The organism is Ktedonobacter sp. SOSP1-52, from assembly GCF_016587395.1.
The window spans coordinates 334,068-350,443 of the sequence record NZ_BNJH01000006.1 but is presented as its reverse complement, the minus strand read 5'-3'; the positions used below and the strand labels follow the sequence as shown (position 1 = coordinate 350,443).

The window sequence follows — 16,376 nt, the reverse complement described above, 5'->3', positions numbered from 1 at the left end:
CAGAGCACAAAGAAGGATACAATGCATGCTTGATTCTATCGACATGGTCTTCGCTGCTCTAGCCAACCAGACGCGGCGGGAGTTGCTGTGCCTGCTGCGTGATGAGGGACCCCAACCCGTTCAGCAACTGGCGGACCACTTTGCTATGCAGCGACCAAGCATCTCAGAACATTTAAAAGTATTACGAGATGTGGGACTGGTTAGCGAGCATAAACAGGGGCGACAGCGCTACTACTCTCTACAGGGGGCGCCACTTCAAGAAATTCAGGAGTGGCTGTTGCCCTATGAGCGGTTCTGGAAAGAGCGCATCGCCAGTTTAGAGCAACTACTTGCGGAGGAAAACCATGACTGAGACTCTTACTATTTATTGCGACCAATTTCTCTCCTACACACCAGCCCAGGTCTGGAAGGCGCTCACCACGCCAGAGCTAATTGCACGCTGGCTGATGCCTAACGACTTCCAGTTGCAGATAGGCTACCATTTTACTTTTCAAAACGTACCCATTCCTAACGTGAAGTTCGGTGGCACGGTATACTGTGAGGTTCTAGGGTTCGAGCCTGAGCATTGGCTAAGCTTCAGCTGGATTGATCGAGGTGAGGAGAATGGGCTAAACTCAATCGTAACCTGGCGCCTCGAACCAGAAGGCGAGGGGACACACCTTTATCTGGAACACGCTGGATTTGATCCCAACCATCCACTCCAGCATTTGGGCTACCAGATGATGAGCAAAGGCTGGAGCCGCCTCCTCCAGCACATTGCCGATATACTGGCTGAAGAAGTAAACTAAACGAAATTACTTTGTAAAAAAAAATTGCGGCTATTCATCGCGATGAATAGCCGTCGTTCTGCGTCGCTTAATCAGCGAGGTATGGCGTTTGGACTGGAGCCGTCGTTCACGGCTTGCCATGCCAGGTCGTGTTGGTACACGTGGAGCATCAACATGCTGGAGTCGTTCCAAGCGTGCCGCCATCCGTTCAAAAGCCATTTCGCGGTTGGCGTATTGTGAACGCCGCTCGGTCGCGGTCACCACCTGGCCACTGGGACGATGGATCAGGCGCACACCACTCTCAACCTTGTTGCGATGCTGCCCTCCAGGTCCACCAGCAATAAAAAACTCGATCGTACAATCGCGCTCCAGCGAGTCACGATCAATTGGATACCATTGCGTAGTCATCACCCCCTTGCGCTTGCTCTAGCTTACCACATAGACGCAAGAGGTTCATGGATGGGACGTGCGCTACTGATGTACGCGCCTACTCCTCCTCGGGAGCACCCTGAGGTGGCAGCAGGACAAAGCTTAGTAGGAGGCCAACGAAGCCAGCGATCACAGGTGCTCCCGCCCAGAAAGGCGCGGACCACTGAATGCCGCTCTCGTACGCGATTGGTCCCACAATAGAGAGATCAATGAAGTACAGGATATAGAACATCAATGGCACCAGGAAAGCGAACAAACGCACGCGCTCCGGCTGGTCCAACGATGGCTGCAAGAAGCGATAGACAAGATCTGCCGCGAGTCCACCCAGAAGCGCGGTGGGAACAGCAATCAATGCCGCACGAGGATGAAAAGCCAGCATCAGCACGCCGTTTAAGCCCAGCATGAAGGCGAAGGTGCCAAAGGGCAGCCGCCAGCGGCGCATAATCAAGAGCACACAACCCATCATAATAGCAGTATTCAGCAGGATAGCGGTAATGCCATCTGTGGCCGAACGCGTAACAGTAAGCAGTGGCCAGGGTGAGATCAATGGTGAGGCATAAGAAGTAAAAAAGGTTAAAAGCGAGAAGGTAAAGGTCAGGGAGAAAATGACGGGTCCCAGTTGGCGCCAGGAAGGGGCAGCCCCAGAGCGACGCCAGGCGGCACGCAATGGACCTGTCAAAGCGAGAGCAATGCCCAGCGCCAGGCCCAGGTGTGTTGGGCTAAGCAGGGCCTCGGTGCTGCGCTCAATCCCCAGAAAAATGTGCCAGGTCATATCGCCAATGCCGCAAATGCCAAAAACCACCAGGCCCAGCAGCGTAAGATCATACCCCTTTGGAATGGCGCGCAGCCAGTTCTGATCTTTCAAGGCAGTACTCAGCAGCGATCCGAAGGATGTGCTCTGGCCGCTTGTAAGGGCTGACTGGCGTACGTTGAGAAATACCTGAGCGAGCAGAGTGAAAGCCACCGCCAGATATCCCGAATAGAAGACAGCATGCCAGGGGGTAAAGAAAGTCTCTAGCTGCGGAATATTGCTGTGCGCCCACCCATCGATAAAGAGACCGCCCAGCCACCAGATGGAGACAATGACCATAATCCAATCAAAACGGGGGAGCTCGCAGTGCGCACTACTATCCCGCTTGCTCCCTGAGAAAACCCTAGACTATCAGATTTGCTCGCCATGGTAGGATTCCTTCCTTGTGATGTTCCCATGCATCGAGGTATGATACCTTCATTTATACGACGAACTATACACCAGAGTTAGAGAAAAGTCTATTCAACCTCAAGAAAGGCTGGGCTAGTTAATTCTCATAAAAGGAGGCAGCTCCTCCCTTTGGAGACCCTTCGCTCCTGCGGCGCTCAGGGGTAAGGGTGTCTGGGTGGAAAAAGGCTCCGCCTTTTTCCACCCAGACACCCTTACCCCGAGGTGAGCGTAGCGAACCGAGGCAAGAAGCAGAAGAGAATTAAATAACCCTGCAAGAAATGACGAGCAGTTCCCCCGATGTGGAGGTGTAGAGGGCGCAGGCGCAAGAAAACACTGAGAAAATTATGAGCACACATAAAAGCGGAGAGATGAGGAACATACCTCATCTCTCCGCTTCATTGATAGAACTGCTTTTGTTATTGTAACACTAGGCTGATAGCTTCAATCGTAGCTCAGCGGCGGCCTCGCGCTTACTCACATAGACCTTGTTACCGCAGTAGATGTTGCGCCGCTTGAACTCCTCGGGAGTTTCGCGCTCATAGCGCTCGCGCACGCGCGGGTTGCGCTCGGCAGCCGGGGAGAAGAACCAGGCTTCCGCAAGAGGAGCATAGGCGGCATCATGCACCCAGGCGGGACAGGGGAGCTCATATTTCGCGCACAGATACTCCACCGAGGCCGCGCAAAAGACCGCCCAGCGCTGCAACTCGGGCGCCAGGCTCACCGATACCTCGATAGAATCTTTGACCAGCTCCTCGCGGCGGTCCGCGAAGTTATCAAAGAAGTCGTTCATAAAGTCACCTAGCGGGACCCACGGTGTTTTGTCGGTATCCTCACAGATCTGCCGAAAGGCGACAGCCATGGTCTGTAGCTGTGTGCATGTTTGCATAATACTATCCTCTTCTGCTTTCAGCCTTTTTCGCTGTCAACCAAATTATAACATGAAGAAGGAAGAAACAAGAAGATGTAGGAGTAGAATCTCAGCAATTTGCTGCAATTACTCAAAAAAGATTTCGTCGAGGGTGTCTTCGAGGAAGTATTCTTCTTGCCAGCGCTTGGCGATGAAGGTATCTACGAGAGCCTGAGCATCATCGCGCGTACTGATCCTGAGTTGTTGGGAGAGCGCTTCGACGTCGCTGCGGTCCTTCTCGCGGAAAGAGATCAGCTTCAGGGCGAGGATGCAGGCCTTGGAGGGGAGATAGACCGAGAGCCTGCCAAAGGTTTTCCAGTGGCGGGCCTGAGGTTCAGGGGCGAAACCGCGCACAAAGAGGGCCGCGTCATCGTTGAGCCAGTGCTGCTTGATCTTCAAACGGCGGGCGACCGCGCGCACCGCCGTTTGAAAGAGCCTGGTCTCTTTGGTAGCCGTATCCCTGTTCGTGGTATCGGGCAGGTCCATCAAGACCACATCGATATCCTGGGTCGACTCGCGGTTGCCGACCATCATAAGCATATAGACGCCGCCCACGATCATAATACGCACCGGCTCCTGAAAGCCGCGCCGCTCTAGCTCATCTCCCAGTTCCTGGAGATAGAGCTCGACTTCTTGACGCTCCATGCCTTAGCTCAATCCTTGTTTTCACTCTGGTTACTATTTCTTACCCAGCTTCGCCAGTACAGCCTGCTTCAGCAGGGAAATCTCCTCCACCTTCATCAATAGAATACCACCAAAGAAGACCACCACAGCGGCACCGCCTGCAATGAGCGTCGTTAAGAGCTGACCGCGCAGCGTGTGCAGGGAGAAGAAGTCATAGTAGCCCATCCAGTACTGCAAGGCCCAGGCGACCACCGCCATCGCCACCGTCGCGATAATAATCTTGAGGAGCGCCGGGAGCGAGGAGCGGAAATGCAGCGAGCCAAAGAATTTGTAGAACAGAGCGAAGAGGATAATACCATGCATGGAGTTCTGCACCGTGTTGGCGAAGACCAATGCGGGCATGCCAATCGTACGGTAGAAGGGCAACGCGACCAGAGCATAGAGACCATAACAGACGAAACCCACAATAACGGGGACAATGGTATTCTTACGCGCATAGAAGGCGAACATAATCAACTGGTCCACAACCAGGAAGGGAAGTTGGTAGGCATAGTTCTGCAGGGCGACCGCCGCCAGGTCGGCATCGCTGGGCTTAAAGAGTCCATGATGGAAGAGCAGAGAGACGATTGGATAGCGCAGGATGATCAGGCCCGCCATGGCAGGGATCATCAAGAGCAGCCCCAGGCGCAGGCCCATAGTCAATGTCTCTTTGAACTGAGTGTCCTCATTCTCGGTGGTGTAACGCGAGAGCGTGGGCAGGATGGCGAAGGAGAGCGCTGCTGCCACAAGGCCACCAGGGAATTGGATTAAGGCCGTAGCGAATTTAGCAGCCGTCAAATTAGCCGCATGATCACCGGGGGTCCGGTTCATCAGGCTGAGATCGAGGAAGACGAAGAACATACTGACGATATAGCTCACGGCCAGGGGAGCATACAACTTGAAGATACGCCGAATCGCTGGATGCTTTACATCCAGCACGAACATATATGGCAGGTGCTGGCGTTTCAGTCCAGGTACCAGCAACGCAACCTGGGCCAGGCCGCCAAGGATAACGCCAAAGGCCAGGCCCAGTTGGCCAAAGTGGGTGGCACCAAGCCAACCAGTCACAATGGCACCAGCGATGATTCCCAGGTGCAGCGCGCCAGAGGCAAAGGCCGCGAAGCCAAACTCCTTGCGCGCATAGAGCACAGCCTGCAAGACAGCGAAGGGTCCCATAATGGTCAGAGCACAGATAATAACCTGGGAGAACGTAATCGTAAGCGCCTTCTCGCCCGCTGTGTAATCGCCTGCCAGAATAGATCCCACAAACCAGGGCGCGACAAAGATAAAGAGCGCATTGACAAATAGGGAAATAAGAATCAATAGGTTCACCAGGCTATAGACCACGCGCCTCAGCTCCTGGTGACTCTCCTCATCAGCATAGTCCGTAAAAGTGGGAATGAGCGCGCCACTGACGGTACCATTGGCCAGGAGGTCAAGAAATGTTTGAAGGGGCGTCAAGGCGGTAGCGAAGGGGCCGGTAACGGCTGTGCCCAGGCCTGCCAGAACACTCTGGCGTAGCTGACCCAGCACACTGCTCCCCAGGTTTCCCAACATAACAACCGTCGCCGACTTGACGAGCTGGCCGCGTTTACTTGGTGTTGGGGCGGTCTCGTTTGCCTCAACTACCTCGATTATCTCCTGGTCAGCCAGCTCCTGCTGGACCGGCTCCGGAGCTGGAACATGGGCTATGCTCGCTTGCTCTTCCATGAATGAACTACCTCTTTATCTCTTGCGTTATATGTGAGTTTATTTTCATAGTGTATCACTCCAGGGGTAACAAACCCAGCAAAGGTAGAAATAATTCCTATTCTTTCTCACTCTTCGCGCCTGCGGCGCTCGCGGGAGTAGATGATGTGGTGGCCCTGGCAGCCTGCGGCTGCCAGGGCCACCACATCATCTACTCGAATAAGTTGCATACTGAGTTTTTAGTAAAAGGTAGTGCCTGCCTACAGTGGTAGTTCCCACGTTTCGCCTATGAGGTCATGGCCATAACTGTGGTGAGGCTCTTGCTCCACGAGCGTGAAGCCAGTTTTGGTGTAAATGTGGCGCGCCTCCACAAGAATGCTATTCGTCCAGAGCTTGAGCTTTTTATAGCCCCTACGACGCGCGAAGCGGATACACTCCTCAACGAGACGAGTCCCGAGTCCCACGCCACGTGCCTTCGGTTCGACTAGCAGCAGGCGGAGCTTGGCCTCGCCCTCGTTAGCCCGCACAACAAATACTGAACCCACAATCTCGCCTTGCATCTCGGCAATCCAGCAACGCTCCCATTCTGGCTGATAGTTGTTGATAAAATCTGCGACAATCTGGGCCACCAGGGCCTCGAAGCGCTCATCCCAGCCATATTCCTGGGTATAGAGCACGCCATGCCTGTGCGTCACCCAGCCCATATCGCCCGGCTCATGTGAACGTAAAAAGAAGGGTTCAGAGTATTTCAGGCTCTTGTTAAAAATATGCCCAATGCTCTCCATAGCCTGAAGCAGGCGTTGCTGCTCACCCTCGCTTAACTCACCGAGCATTTCACTGACTTCGTCACGTGAACGCTGATCCAGCACCGCAAAGGCTTGCTTTCCCTCAGCGGTCAGGCGTAGGAGGCGCTGGCGACCATCGGACTCCGAGCGTATCTTCTCCAGCAGTCCTTGCTGCTCCAGGCGATTGAGGATACGGCTCAAATAACCCGCGTCCAGTCCCAACTCGCGGCACAGGTCAGATGCCGTCAGAGCATGGCCTTGAGCCAGGTCAAAGATCACACGTGACTCAGCCAAGGAGTAGGGGCTATGCAACAAGCCCTCGCGCAATACCCCGATCTGCCGAGTGAAGAAGCGGTTAAAACGTCGTACCTCGCGAATCCTGGTCTCCAAATTATCCACCATCTCTGTTCTCCTTTCTTTGCTTATGGCAATTATTTACTTGCTTTAGTCAAATATAAGCTAAAAACAATAAAAATGCAAGGAAGAGGACAGAAGGCGATCTCTTCCTCTTTTTTCTGTCTCTGCTCCCCTTTGTTTGCCACTGAAGGTGTTAGGCGACTGCTCGCAAAACTATGTCTCCCCTTTATCTCGATGCGCCTGCCTCCTTTTGCTCAAGTGATACGTGTTCAGTTACAGACAGACACACAATATATCGCTCTACCAAGAGGAGGGAGCCATGCTGCATTCATTGCCACTTCTCATATTAATACTAATTTTTGTGGCCGCAGCCGCCGTCGTCTGGCTGGCTGGTGTCTATCTCTCGAGCACGACCGATGAGATGGATGACCGCTTTAAGCTGGGGCAGGCATTGGGAGGCATGCTCTTCCTGGCCATTACGACAAACCTGCCAGAGATCGCGATTACGGCCAGCGCGGCCCTTTCACATAATCTGGAGATCGCGGTTGGTAACATCCTGGGCGGAATCGCCATTCAGACAGTGGTGCTGGTCTTATTTGATGTGGTGGGCCTGTGGCGGAAGGATGCACTGAGCTATTATGCCGCCTCCCTGCAATTGATCCTAGAGGGTAGCCTGGTCGTTGCCGTACTCTTCCTGACGATAATGGGTACACAGCTCCCACCGTCGCTCGTCTTCCTACGCGTTACTCCGGCGACACTCCTCATTACTATTACCTGGGTTGTCGGCGTCTGGCTAATCGGGAAGGCCCGCAAGGCTCTCCCCTGGCAAGAGAAGGGAGTTCCCGAGGAGGTGCTGCATGGGAAGCGCAGCGATAGAAAAAAGGAGAAGATACAACACTGGAGCACAGTACGCGTCGTCATTGTCTTTCTGGTTGCGGCTCTCTTTACACTGGTTGCAGGTGTGGCACTTGAGGAAAGCGGCAATGTGATCGCCAATCAGATCGGTATGAGTGGGGTCGTCTTTGGTAGCACAATTCTGGCGTTGGCAACGGCCTTGCCAGAGATCTCAACGGGTCTGGCTTCAATCAGATTGAAATCCTATAACCTGGCTTTTAGCGATATCTTTGGTGGCAATGCCTTCCTCCCGGTCCTCTTCCTGCTCGCGACCCTGCTCTCAGGCGAAGCCGTGCTGCCAAAGGCACAGAAGGCCGATCTCTACCTGGCCGCGCTCGGTGGCGTACTTACCATTATCTATATCTATGGGTTGATTTTCCGACCTAAGCGTCAGATACTACATATGGGCATCGATTCGCTCCTGGTACTCATCTGCTATGTGCTGGGTATCCTGGGACTCGTTACCTTCGCGCGTTAAGCACTCTAGGGAACTATGTAAGCGAAGGACATTTCATGAAGCAGCACTCACCACGCTCGACCGCGTAGAGCAGCAAATAGAGCAAGCGAACTCATAAAATTTGATCGAATAGAGGAGAGATAGAGGGGAGTCTTCCTCCTGTACCTCCCCTCTATTCGATCAAATTTTTGTGCTTATTGCACGTACTGTTGCACAACAGCCAGTTCGTTGGCTAGCCCCTCCCACTCGTCTTGATCTGGACCATCATAGATCAAGGTATAGGGGCCAGAGAAGCTGGCCAGGCGCGTAATGTCTAGACAACGTAGGAAGTCTTCCTGGTCCAGGACGTAGGGTGAGTCAAAAGAAGCCTTCGCATGGCAGGACTCAGCCAGGGGAGCAATCTCTTCAAGGGCTGCATATTTCCCATGACCCTTCCAGTTACCAAAATCGAGGCAGAGTCCGACCTCGCCATTCAAGCGCTCGAACAGGGCCTGAACCGACTGGGGAGTTGAAAGGAGCCCGAACCAATTCTCAGTCATCAAGCGTACATCCCTTTCTCTGGCCTCAGCCGCCAATACGCTCAAGGCCTGGTAGCTTCGTTCTAGTGCTTGAGGCGAGGGATCGGATTTTCCAGCGATCACACGCATACAGCGTGCCCCCAGTGCTTGAGCCACGTCCAACCACTGACGTATCCATGCCAGGTCACGCTCCCCATTCGTGGGATGTGTAATATCGCCATCATCTACCAGTAGCGAGAAGAGTTCTACCTGTGCAGCCTCCAATGCCGCTCGCAGCTCTCTAAGATACCCTGAATCAAGAGTGGGCAAGTGAAAATGACAAATCTCCATAGTAGAGATGCCCGCCTCCACCAGGCGCTCAGGCAATGCTAACAGCGAATACGCCCCCTTGTTGTGAGTATCGGCTGGCAGCGGATCGCCAACACCATAAAAATCTGGACTGCCAAGAGTACGATCCAGGCTCCACGTAGATACTGAGACACGAGCAGCTTGATTATTCGTCTGCAAAATACATCCTCCCTCTCTCTTGCAAAGAGCGAAACGCTCCTATTACATAGGCAAAAACTTTTATAGTGAAGTATATCTCTCAAAGCAGGCAGCCGTCTATTTTATTGCCAACTGCATCCAGGGAAAGAAGCCTCACCCTTCGCGCCTTATAAGAGAGGTGAGGGGTAAGCAGTCAAGCGTATGGTAGGAGGTGAGGCCTTTGCAATGAGGCATATGAACAAGCATGGGCAGCCCTGGCATGGTGCGTATTGTCAAACAGCAGTTGCGATACAGACACAATTTCGACCAGCCTGCTTGGCTCGATACATAGCCAGGTCCGCGCGTTTCATGAGCTGATCTGGAGTCGAGGCATGATCGGGATAGAGGGCGACCCCCACGCTGATAGTGACATGCGTCTCATGCCTCTCTCCCTCGGTCTGCCAGCAACATGGCTGCTCTTCCAGAGCACGACGAAGCCTTTCTGCGACGTTCATTGCCAGGTCCAGGTTGGTGTCCCGTAAAATAACCGCGAACTCCTCTCCTCCGTAGCGTCCGACTGTATCATCTGCCCGAAGGGAGGCTCGCAGGCGCTGCCCCACTTCATGCAGGATACAATCGCCAACCTGGTGTCCCCAGCGATCATTGATCCGTTTAAAGCAATCCACGTCGACAAAGAGGACCGCACATGTTCTCTGACAACAGTCAGTAAACACAACATTGAATGCGCTCATGATTGCTCTATGATTCGGGAGCTCTGTGACCGGATCAGTTATCGCGACACGGGCTTGTTCTCGATACAAACGGTCCACTTCCATGAGCAAGACCTCTTGTTGCTGATACGCTTCCTGAAGTTGCTTGCGCAACATTCTTTCTTTTTCCGTCTCAAATTGTTGATCACTCAGCAGGGCCCGTAGCCGGGGATATTCTCCTCCAAGCCAGCCCACGGCAAGTGTTACCGCAACACTCATGAGGAGCGTATTTTCCCAATTCCTGTTGGACATTGATGCAACCAAGGATATTGAGAGCGTCGCCCAGATAGCGATTACCGACGTACTTATTCCAGTGAGTGCGATAAAGAAAAAGGTAAAATGTTTTCGCCACCGTAGCCCAGGAGAAGCGCCCTGTTGAGATCCATAAGAGCAGATAAAGAAGGGCAGGACAAACAGAATGATCATCGACGTGAGGAGCAGGATAACACCTACTGCCAGGGAAAGCTCATAGTTATTATACCTCGTCACTGCTGGATTTTGCTCGTATACATGCAGCAAAGGGAAGAGGACAAAGAGGATAGCGGAAGTCACCGCAACAGCCAATGCATCTATGAGCAGAGAGACGAGAGGAACACCCCAACGATTAGGACGCGCAAAAGAAGTGGGAAGGTGATGGTGTTGAGCCAGCGTCACCAATAAACGCGAAAAGAGGAGTAGATAGACAACCAGCAGTATCACATCTGAGTAGGCCAGGGCGAGGGCAAAGAGGAAACCACCAAACGAGCCAAAGAGCATGGTGCTTGCACGAAATGCGGTCAACGTTTCTGTTTCGGGCACGGCTGGTAGCACTACCACAAGGCTCCAGGTACCAAGAAGGTAGAACAGCAGTATGAGGCTCGCTCCCCACCAGATATAGGTTGACGCGTGTCGCAAACCAGCCTGTCCTTCACGCAGTTCCCTCCCCAGGAAAAAAGGATAATTGACGCCAAGTAAGGCGAAAATGATGGTACTAAAATAGGACGCATTATTCGGGAAGACGGCATACCAGTTTACGGGGCGTATAAAGGAGGCAGCGCTCTGGTGCCCTTGCAGGAGCCATCCAAGCGCTCCTGCGCCGAGTAAGAGATAGAGCAGGCAATAGAGCAGGCAGCTTACGAATAAGACGTGTTTTAAGCGTGCGAGCGGGAGACAACTGATACCCACCGCCAGACAGAAAAGCAGAAACATGGCGAAGGCATATTGAGTGAGTGTACTGAGGTACGCCGGGTATAAGAGGTGCAGATAGTCAGCCGCCTCTTCAATATAGGTAACCGTCAGCAAAAGACCAGCAACCCAGGTGCCAAAGGTCACGATAAAGCCTGGAGTCGAGCCAAAGACACTGCTGACCCAGGCATAGAGGCTGCCCTGCCCAGGTAAGCGCAACGCAAGCCACCGGGTGATGATGGTACAGGGAAGCAAGAAGATTGCTCCTCCCAATAGCCAGTAGAAAATCGCGGATAGGCCTGCGGGGTGGATATAAGCAATATTAGAAAAGGCCATGACAGCCAGGACGAGAAGAACAACGAGGTCCCTCCTGTTCAGCACAGCAGGGAGTGGGGGAATCTCAGGTCTGGAGCCTGGCAAGGGGTTGTTAGGTTGAGATGCTGAGAGCGTCTTCATTACTACTTCTCTCCCTGGCTAGAGGACACAATGAGCAAGAGGGAAGCGTTCGGCTATAAAAAGAGAAGAATGCCAGCGCACGGCACATCTGCTCTCTATTATTCATAGTAGTATCAATAAAAAACAAGTCACACCAGGCATCGGCTTGCTCTACTCCTGATGTGACATGAGTTGTCGCGACCGCAAACAGCTACTTGACATACGATGTAGTCATTTTTCAGAGATCACTTCCAGTTTACTCGTCTGGTGACGACCAGCACGAGTGCAAAGCAGAACATGGGGACAAGGCCGAACAGGCCAATGGGCGCGCTTAAAAGCGAGTTACCCCTCGAGAGAGCCAGTACTTCAAAATTTGCTTGCGCGTTGAACGCAGCATGGGCCAGGGTCGAGGGCCAGACACTGCCAGAACGGAAACGCAACCAGGCAAAAATGATACTGAGCAGGACAGTGAAAAGCATCATCATCAAGATACCAAGCCAGGGATGACCGGGATAATTGTACCCATCCAGCACAATCAATGGAGCATGCCAGAAACCCCAGACCAGGCCGACAAGGATGGCTGCTGGGAGACCGCCAAGTGGAGCCAGGCGTGGGAGCAGGTAACCGCGCCAGCCAAATTCTTCCCCAAAAGTAAAGATCATGTTGAAAGGGAGGCCCAGGGTAAACGCCAACACTATCTGCGAGATCAGGCTGATTGTTGCCAACTGCGTTGTGGACATCCCAAGCTGCAGCGCGCGCGTCCCCAGACGCGTTTGAAGAGCGTTGGCGAGTGTGTGCAGATGCTGGTTAAGATCCCAATGTTCATAACCCACCAGCAACACAAAGCCGATACTGGCCGCGATCAGTATCGGCGGAACGACGTAGGCTGCCAGGTACATCCAACTCGCGCCACGCTGCCCTTTGGCGCGCAATCCAAGTCCCGCGTCGGCGAACCCCTCGCGACGGATCAGGCGGGTCAGCAGCGCTCCCAGTGCCGGGCCAAACATCCCAATCGCGGCTCGGATGGTGAAAGAGATGCCCATGGCGCGCAATCCAAGCCAGAGACTCCAACTGATGCCAAACGTGAGGAGTAAAAAGAGGCCGATACCTTGCCAATCTACCCTGGCTGGCTGAGAGGATGCAGGCGCAATCGGGTCACCTGACCGTAAGGAGGTTTCCATCGTCTTTCCTTTGAATGAATAGATGTGTTGAGTGCGGCTATGACTATGTGTTTCTCGGTCTCATCAGTTCTCGGCTGGGGGATCATCGAAAGGTCCCGATGCGTACTCTGATTGTTCGCGTCGGTAACTGATATATGAATATAGATAGAGAAAGGCAGCCATCAACAAGACCAGAGAAAGGAAAAACCAGGGACGGAGTGCTGGCATGAAGCTCAGCGGAATGCAAAGCAGGCCGCAAGCAACAAAGAGCCTGCCCCCGACACGATGAGTGCGTTCCCACGAAGCATCACTGCTGAGCGTCCAAGGCGTGCGAATGCCCATCCAGAAATTCCGACGCAGTTTGCCAAGATAGTTGCCGGTGAAGATGAGCAGCCCGCCAACTCCCAACGAGATGAAAAAGCTTATGTCGAGGTTCATTCCCAGGTTGTTCGCCGTTGCAATGACCTGGACCAGGAGCAGCACCACGATACTGCCCATGAAAAGGAGGCTACGCCACTGGACATTGGTAGCCTCGTCAATACGACTGCCCAGATGGGGACCGGCAGCCTGACGTACTCGCAGGAACCAGACCAGCAGGCTGATACCTGGGAAAAGAAACGTCGCCATCCATTTCGGTCCATAGCTATTGGCATGTCCGCCGCTCCAATGAATAGGCACTGTTGCAGGTAAGAACGGGTACGCGAAAAGCGCGATCAGCAGTTGAAGAACGATAATTGCCCAGATCAACATATCGGTCGAGTTGCGCCACCTGGGATTGGGGCGTGGTAGGATTTTGTCACTGGTGCGACTGGGATTATTCATGCGTTTTCTCCAGAGGTTGGTCAGAACAAGGTTCCTCTTCGGTGGTGAAGGGTGTTTCATCCTGGAAATCGGCGGGAACATGCATGTTCCCAAACCAGCCAAGAACCTCCATCATGAGGTCTTGAAAAACGGTGGTATTCAACGAGTAGACCTGAAATTGCCCGCGGCGTTCAACACGCACCAAGTCTGCCAATTTGAGGATGGTCAAATGATGCGAGAGAAGTGACCGGGTAACGCCAGCCTGCTCTGCGAGATCTCCCACTGTATGTGCTCCCTCCCGCAGACACTTTAAAATTCTCCGACGTGTGGGGTCAGCGATCGCCTTATATGCTTCTTGCATCTCCATGTATTCCTTTTCTCATCGAGAGACCTGCTAGTATTTCAATACACATTGAAACACTAGCAGGTCAGAGTGAGAAAGTCAAGAGGCAAGACTTACGCGCCGTCATGCAGAGGACGCGCCCTGACTGGGATCTCTTTCCCCTTGCCCAACCCTACTTTTAAGCCAAAACTTATCCTTTTCTAAACAGATACTCAGGCATTTGTGCATCGTATCGGATAGGTAACTCGTGTCCATAGTAGAAAGAGTTGCATCATCTATTACAAGGTATCATCTATGATTACATTTGTAATCCGAGAAATATTTGAGAGGCCAGCATATATTCGCCTTCTCGCGAATTCCTCGGATAAGTCGAAAGGGGTAACATCATGATTGGTAGCATTCTCTGGGCCGCTGTGGTCATTCTCTTTGTTCTGTGGCTGCTTGGTTTCGTCTTCCACATCGCAGGTGGCTTGATTCACCTGCTACTGGTGATTGCCGTCATCGTGGCCCTGTACAATCTCTTCGTGGCTGGCCGTTCACGCCGCACCATTTAGCTAGCAACTACTCAGCAGAGCAGAAAAAGCCTTTCTGGTGATATAGACTTTCAAAGAGAACCCATAAAGGGGAGGAGAGGATGCAAATTGCACCCTCTCCTCCCCTTTTGTCGAGCACACGTGAATGGTTATCACGCACCCTCTACACTACACGAGCTTATTTGTACGTGGTTGTGTTGGCGCAGGCAGGATCGCTGGACTTGTAGATCTTAGCCCAGTCTCCAGGAGGAGTCAGATCCTGAGCGTTATCCACAACACCCTGGACACATGTCTTAAGGACATAAACTGTGGTACGCTGATCGAAGGGAATCCAGGCTGCATCATCGACAAGTTGCTGCTCAATCTGGTTATACTGGGCGATACGCTCTGTGGCATTCTGATTGACATCAGCCTTCAACATGAGCTCCTGAGTTTGCTGCTGGACACTGAGATCCTTCGCTTTACCCATACCGTAGTTGTTCTCGTTGTTGGTCGAGCCCTTACCAAAGAGCAGGGTCAGCCAGTCCTGAGGATCGGGATAGTCCGCGATCCAGGCAGCGGCCCACATCTGCAATTTGTCATTACCTACGGTACCCGATTCATCGGCGAGGCGCTTGTTGAAGTCCTCGTCGTTGATGGTTACGTTAACGCCCAGAGTGTCTTTCCACTGCTGCTGCGCGAACTCGTAGAGGTTCTTGGAGGTCTGTGAACCACCAGTTGCCACCGTCAAGGTAATGGCGGGGAAGTTGGCGGTTGTGTAGCCTTCCTCTTGCATGCCTTCCTGGAAGAGCTGTTTGGCCAGGGTCTTATCACCCTTGGTGCTGGTCACGCCACCAGCAGCCTTCAGATTGGGATTGTAGCCAGGCATGCCCTGAGGTACGATATGGTTAGTCGCCAAACGCACGCCCTTGGTAATACTCTTCTCAATCGCACTCTTGTCGAAGGAGAGCGCAAAGGCCTGGCGGATCTTGACGTTGTTGAAAGGCTTGGTCAACCAGTTCATGGTAAAGTAGTCGATAGCCAGCTGAGGAGCCTGGCGGAACTGCTTGTTGGCCAGAGCACGCGCCTCATCCAGGTTGGGGGTTGGCACGCCAGCCTGGTCCAGCTGATTGGTCTTATAAGCTTTGTAAGCTGTCTGCGGGTCTTTGTAGAACGCGTACACGACCTTCTTCAGCTGTGGCTTGCTACCCCAGTAGTTAGAATTGGGTACAAAGCTGACGTACTTGCCAGAGTTGTGCTGGTCCAGTTTGAAGGGGCCAGAGCAGCCACCCTCGCTCAGGTGCTTCAGGAAATCGGTATCGCCATACTTCTCTACAAAGCTTTTCTCTACGACATATGAGGTCGAGTAGGTCAGCGCCTGCAAGAAGTACTGGGCATTGCTTTTGGCCACAATCTTCACTGTTGTGGGATCGACAGCAAAGATGCTATCGCCAATCAGTGTGGGGACCTTGCCCGCGAAACGCTTGTCCGAGTCTTTAATAAGCCCCAGATAGGAAGGCGCAACCGTCGACTTTAACTCAGGCTTGAGAGCGCGATCAATGCTATAGACCACGTCATCAGCGGTAATGGGGTTGCCATCGCTGAACTTGAGATTAGGACGCAGGGTAAAGGTCCAGGTCAAACCATCACTAGACTGTTTCCAGGACTGAGCCAGTTCGCCATAGACCTTCAGGTTATCGTCGAGCTGGACCAAGCCCGTGAACATCATGTCAAGAGCAGTGATAGAAGCCGAGTCGGTCGAAAGCGCGGGATCAAGCGTCGCGACATCCGATAGACCACTCAAAGGGATGACATAAATTTGCTTGTCATCAGATAGTTTGCTGCCAGTTGTGTTACCACCCGAGCTGCCACCGCATGCTGCAACGAGCACGGCGAGCAGAGTCAGGAGCAACGGCAAAAAGAGTGTCACACGTTTCTTGCCAGACTGCATCAAGTACATTCTCCTTAGAAAAGCATACAAGGACCATGTTTTGCTGAGATAGTGAAGAGTATTATCGCCGCTTAAATTATCTTTTCCCGGCTATAAACCAATTCATCT

General features: G+C 52.9%; 15 protein-coding genes and 1 pseudogene. 4 read left to right on the top strand and 12 right to left on the bottom strand.

Going from position 1 to position 16,376, the window contains the following annotated elements; genetic code table 11:
- The first annotated feature begins 25 nt into the window (after window positions 1-25).
- On the top strand, window positions 26-352 hold the full coding sequence (locus JMJ16_RS46660; protein WP_201392782.1) for a helix-turn-helix transcriptional regulator: 327 nt from the start codon (window positions 26-28) through the stop codon (window positions 350-352).
- The gene (locus tag JMJ16_RS46655; RefSeq protein WP_201392780.1) at window positions 345-788 is read left to right on the top strand and encodes an SRPBCC domain-containing protein; all 444 of its coding nucleotides are present in this window, start codon (window positions 345-347) and stop codon (window positions 786-788) included. The genes JMJ16_RS46660 and JMJ16_RS46655 overlap by 8 nt, the downstream gene beginning before the upstream one ends.
- A gap of 30 nt (window positions 789-818) precedes the next feature.
- Here JMJ16_RS46655 and JMJ16_RS46650 read toward each other — a convergent pair whose 3' ends face one another.
- The 6 genes from JMJ16_RS46650 to JMJ16_RS46625 form a co-directional block, all read right to left on the bottom strand.
- The gene (locus JMJ16_RS46650) at window positions 819-1,175 is read right to left on the bottom strand and encodes a peptide chain release factor-like protein (RefSeq protein WP_201392778.1); all 357 of its coding nucleotides are present in this window, start codon (window positions 1,173-1,175) and stop codon (window positions 819-821) included.
- 79 nt (window positions 1,176-1,254) lie between these two features.
- Window positions 1,255-2,286, bottom strand: a complete 1,032-nt coding sequence (locus JMJ16_RS46645) for a hypothetical protein (RefSeq protein WP_201392776.1) — start codon at window positions 2,284-2,286, stop codon at window positions 1,255-1,257.
- Window positions 2,287-2,824: 538 nt separating this feature from the next.
- A complete protein-coding gene (locus JMJ16_RS46640) occupies window positions 2,825-3,283 on the bottom strand; it encodes a hypothetical protein (RefSeq protein ID WP_201392774.1) in 459 nt (152 codons plus the stop codon).
- A gap of 108 nt (window positions 3,284-3,391) precedes the next feature.
- On the bottom strand, window positions 3,392-3,949 hold the full coding sequence (locus JMJ16_RS46635) for a hypothetical protein (RefSeq protein ID WP_201392772.1): 558 nt from the start codon (window positions 3,947-3,949) through the stop codon (window positions 3,392-3,394).
- Between the two features lie 33 nt (window positions 3,950-3,982).
- Window positions 3,983-5,677 (bottom strand): murein biosynthesis integral membrane protein MurJ, encoded by a 1,695-nt coding sequence (gene murJ, locus JMJ16_RS46630; protein WP_201392770.1) that lies wholly within the window; start codon window positions 5,675-5,677, stop codon window positions 3,983-3,985.
- Window positions 5,678-5,916: 239 nt separating this feature from the next.
- A complete protein-coding gene (locus JMJ16_RS46625) occupies window positions 5,917-6,843 on the bottom strand; it encodes a helix-turn-helix domain-containing GNAT family N-acetyltransferase (protein ID WP_201392768.1) in 927 nt (308 codons plus the stop codon).
- A 274-nt stretch (window positions 6,844-7,117) separates the two neighbouring features.
- Between JMJ16_RS46625 and JMJ16_RS46620 the strand changes: the two genes are divergently transcribed.
- The gene (locus JMJ16_RS46620; protein ID WP_201392766.1) at window positions 7,118-8,170 is read left to right on the top strand and encodes a sodium:calcium antiporter; all 1,053 of its coding nucleotides are present in this window, start codon (window positions 7,118-7,120) and stop codon (window positions 8,168-8,170) included.
- Window positions 8,171-8,343: 173 nt separating this feature from the next.
- Here the strand turns inward: JMJ16_RS46620 and JMJ16_RS46615 are convergent, their stop codons facing one another.
- From JMJ16_RS46615 to JMJ16_RS46595, 5 genes and pseudogenes are all read right to left on the bottom strand, one after another.
- The gene (locus JMJ16_RS46615) at window positions 8,344-9,174 is read right to left on the bottom strand and encodes a sugar phosphate isomerase/epimerase (protein ID WP_201392764.1); all 831 of its coding nucleotides are present in this window, start codon (window positions 9,172-9,174) and stop codon (window positions 8,344-8,346) included.
- Between the two features lie 251 nt (window positions 9,175-9,425).
- Window positions 9,426-11,522 (bottom strand): amino acid permease, encoded by a 2,097-nt coding sequence (locus tag JMJ16_RS46610; RefSeq protein WP_201392763.1) that lies wholly within the window; start codon window positions 11,520-11,522, stop codon window positions 9,426-9,428.
- Window positions 11,523-11,746: 224 nt separating this feature from the next.
- Window positions 11,747-12,682: a CPBP family intramembrane glutamic endopeptidase gene (locus JMJ16_RS46605; protein ID WP_201392762.1), complete on the bottom strand. Its 936-nt coding sequence runs from the start codon at window positions 12,680-12,682 to the stop codon at window positions 11,747-11,749.
- 63 nt (window positions 12,683-12,745) lie between these two features.
- A complete protein-coding gene (locus JMJ16_RS46600; RefSeq protein WP_201392761.1) occupies window positions 12,746-13,483 on the bottom strand; it encodes an SdpI family protein in 738 nt (245 codons plus the stop codon).
- A gap of 112 nt (window positions 13,484-13,595) precedes the next feature.
- A pseudogene (locus JMJ16_RS46595) lies at window positions 13,596-13,823 on the bottom strand (metalloregulator ArsR/SmtB family transcription factor); the annotation flags it as partial.
- 368 nt (window positions 13,824-14,191) lie between these two features.
- Between JMJ16_RS46595 and JMJ16_RS46590 the strand changes: the two are divergent.
- On the top strand, window positions 14,192-14,359 hold the full coding sequence (locus JMJ16_RS46590; RefSeq protein ID WP_201392759.1) for a lmo0937 family membrane protein: 168 nt from the start codon (window positions 14,192-14,194) through the stop codon (window positions 14,357-14,359).
- 157 nt (window positions 14,360-14,516) lie between these two features.
- Here the strand turns inward: JMJ16_RS46590 and JMJ16_RS46585 are convergent, their stop codons facing one another.
- Window positions 14,517-16,268 carry an ABC transporter substrate-binding protein gene (locus tag JMJ16_RS46585; RefSeq protein ID WP_201392758.1) on the bottom strand — a complete coding sequence of 584 codons (1,752 nt, stop codon included), beginning with the start codon at window positions 16,266-16,268 and terminating at the stop codon, window positions 14,517-14,519.
- Window positions 16,269-16,376: the final 108 nt, after the last annotated feature.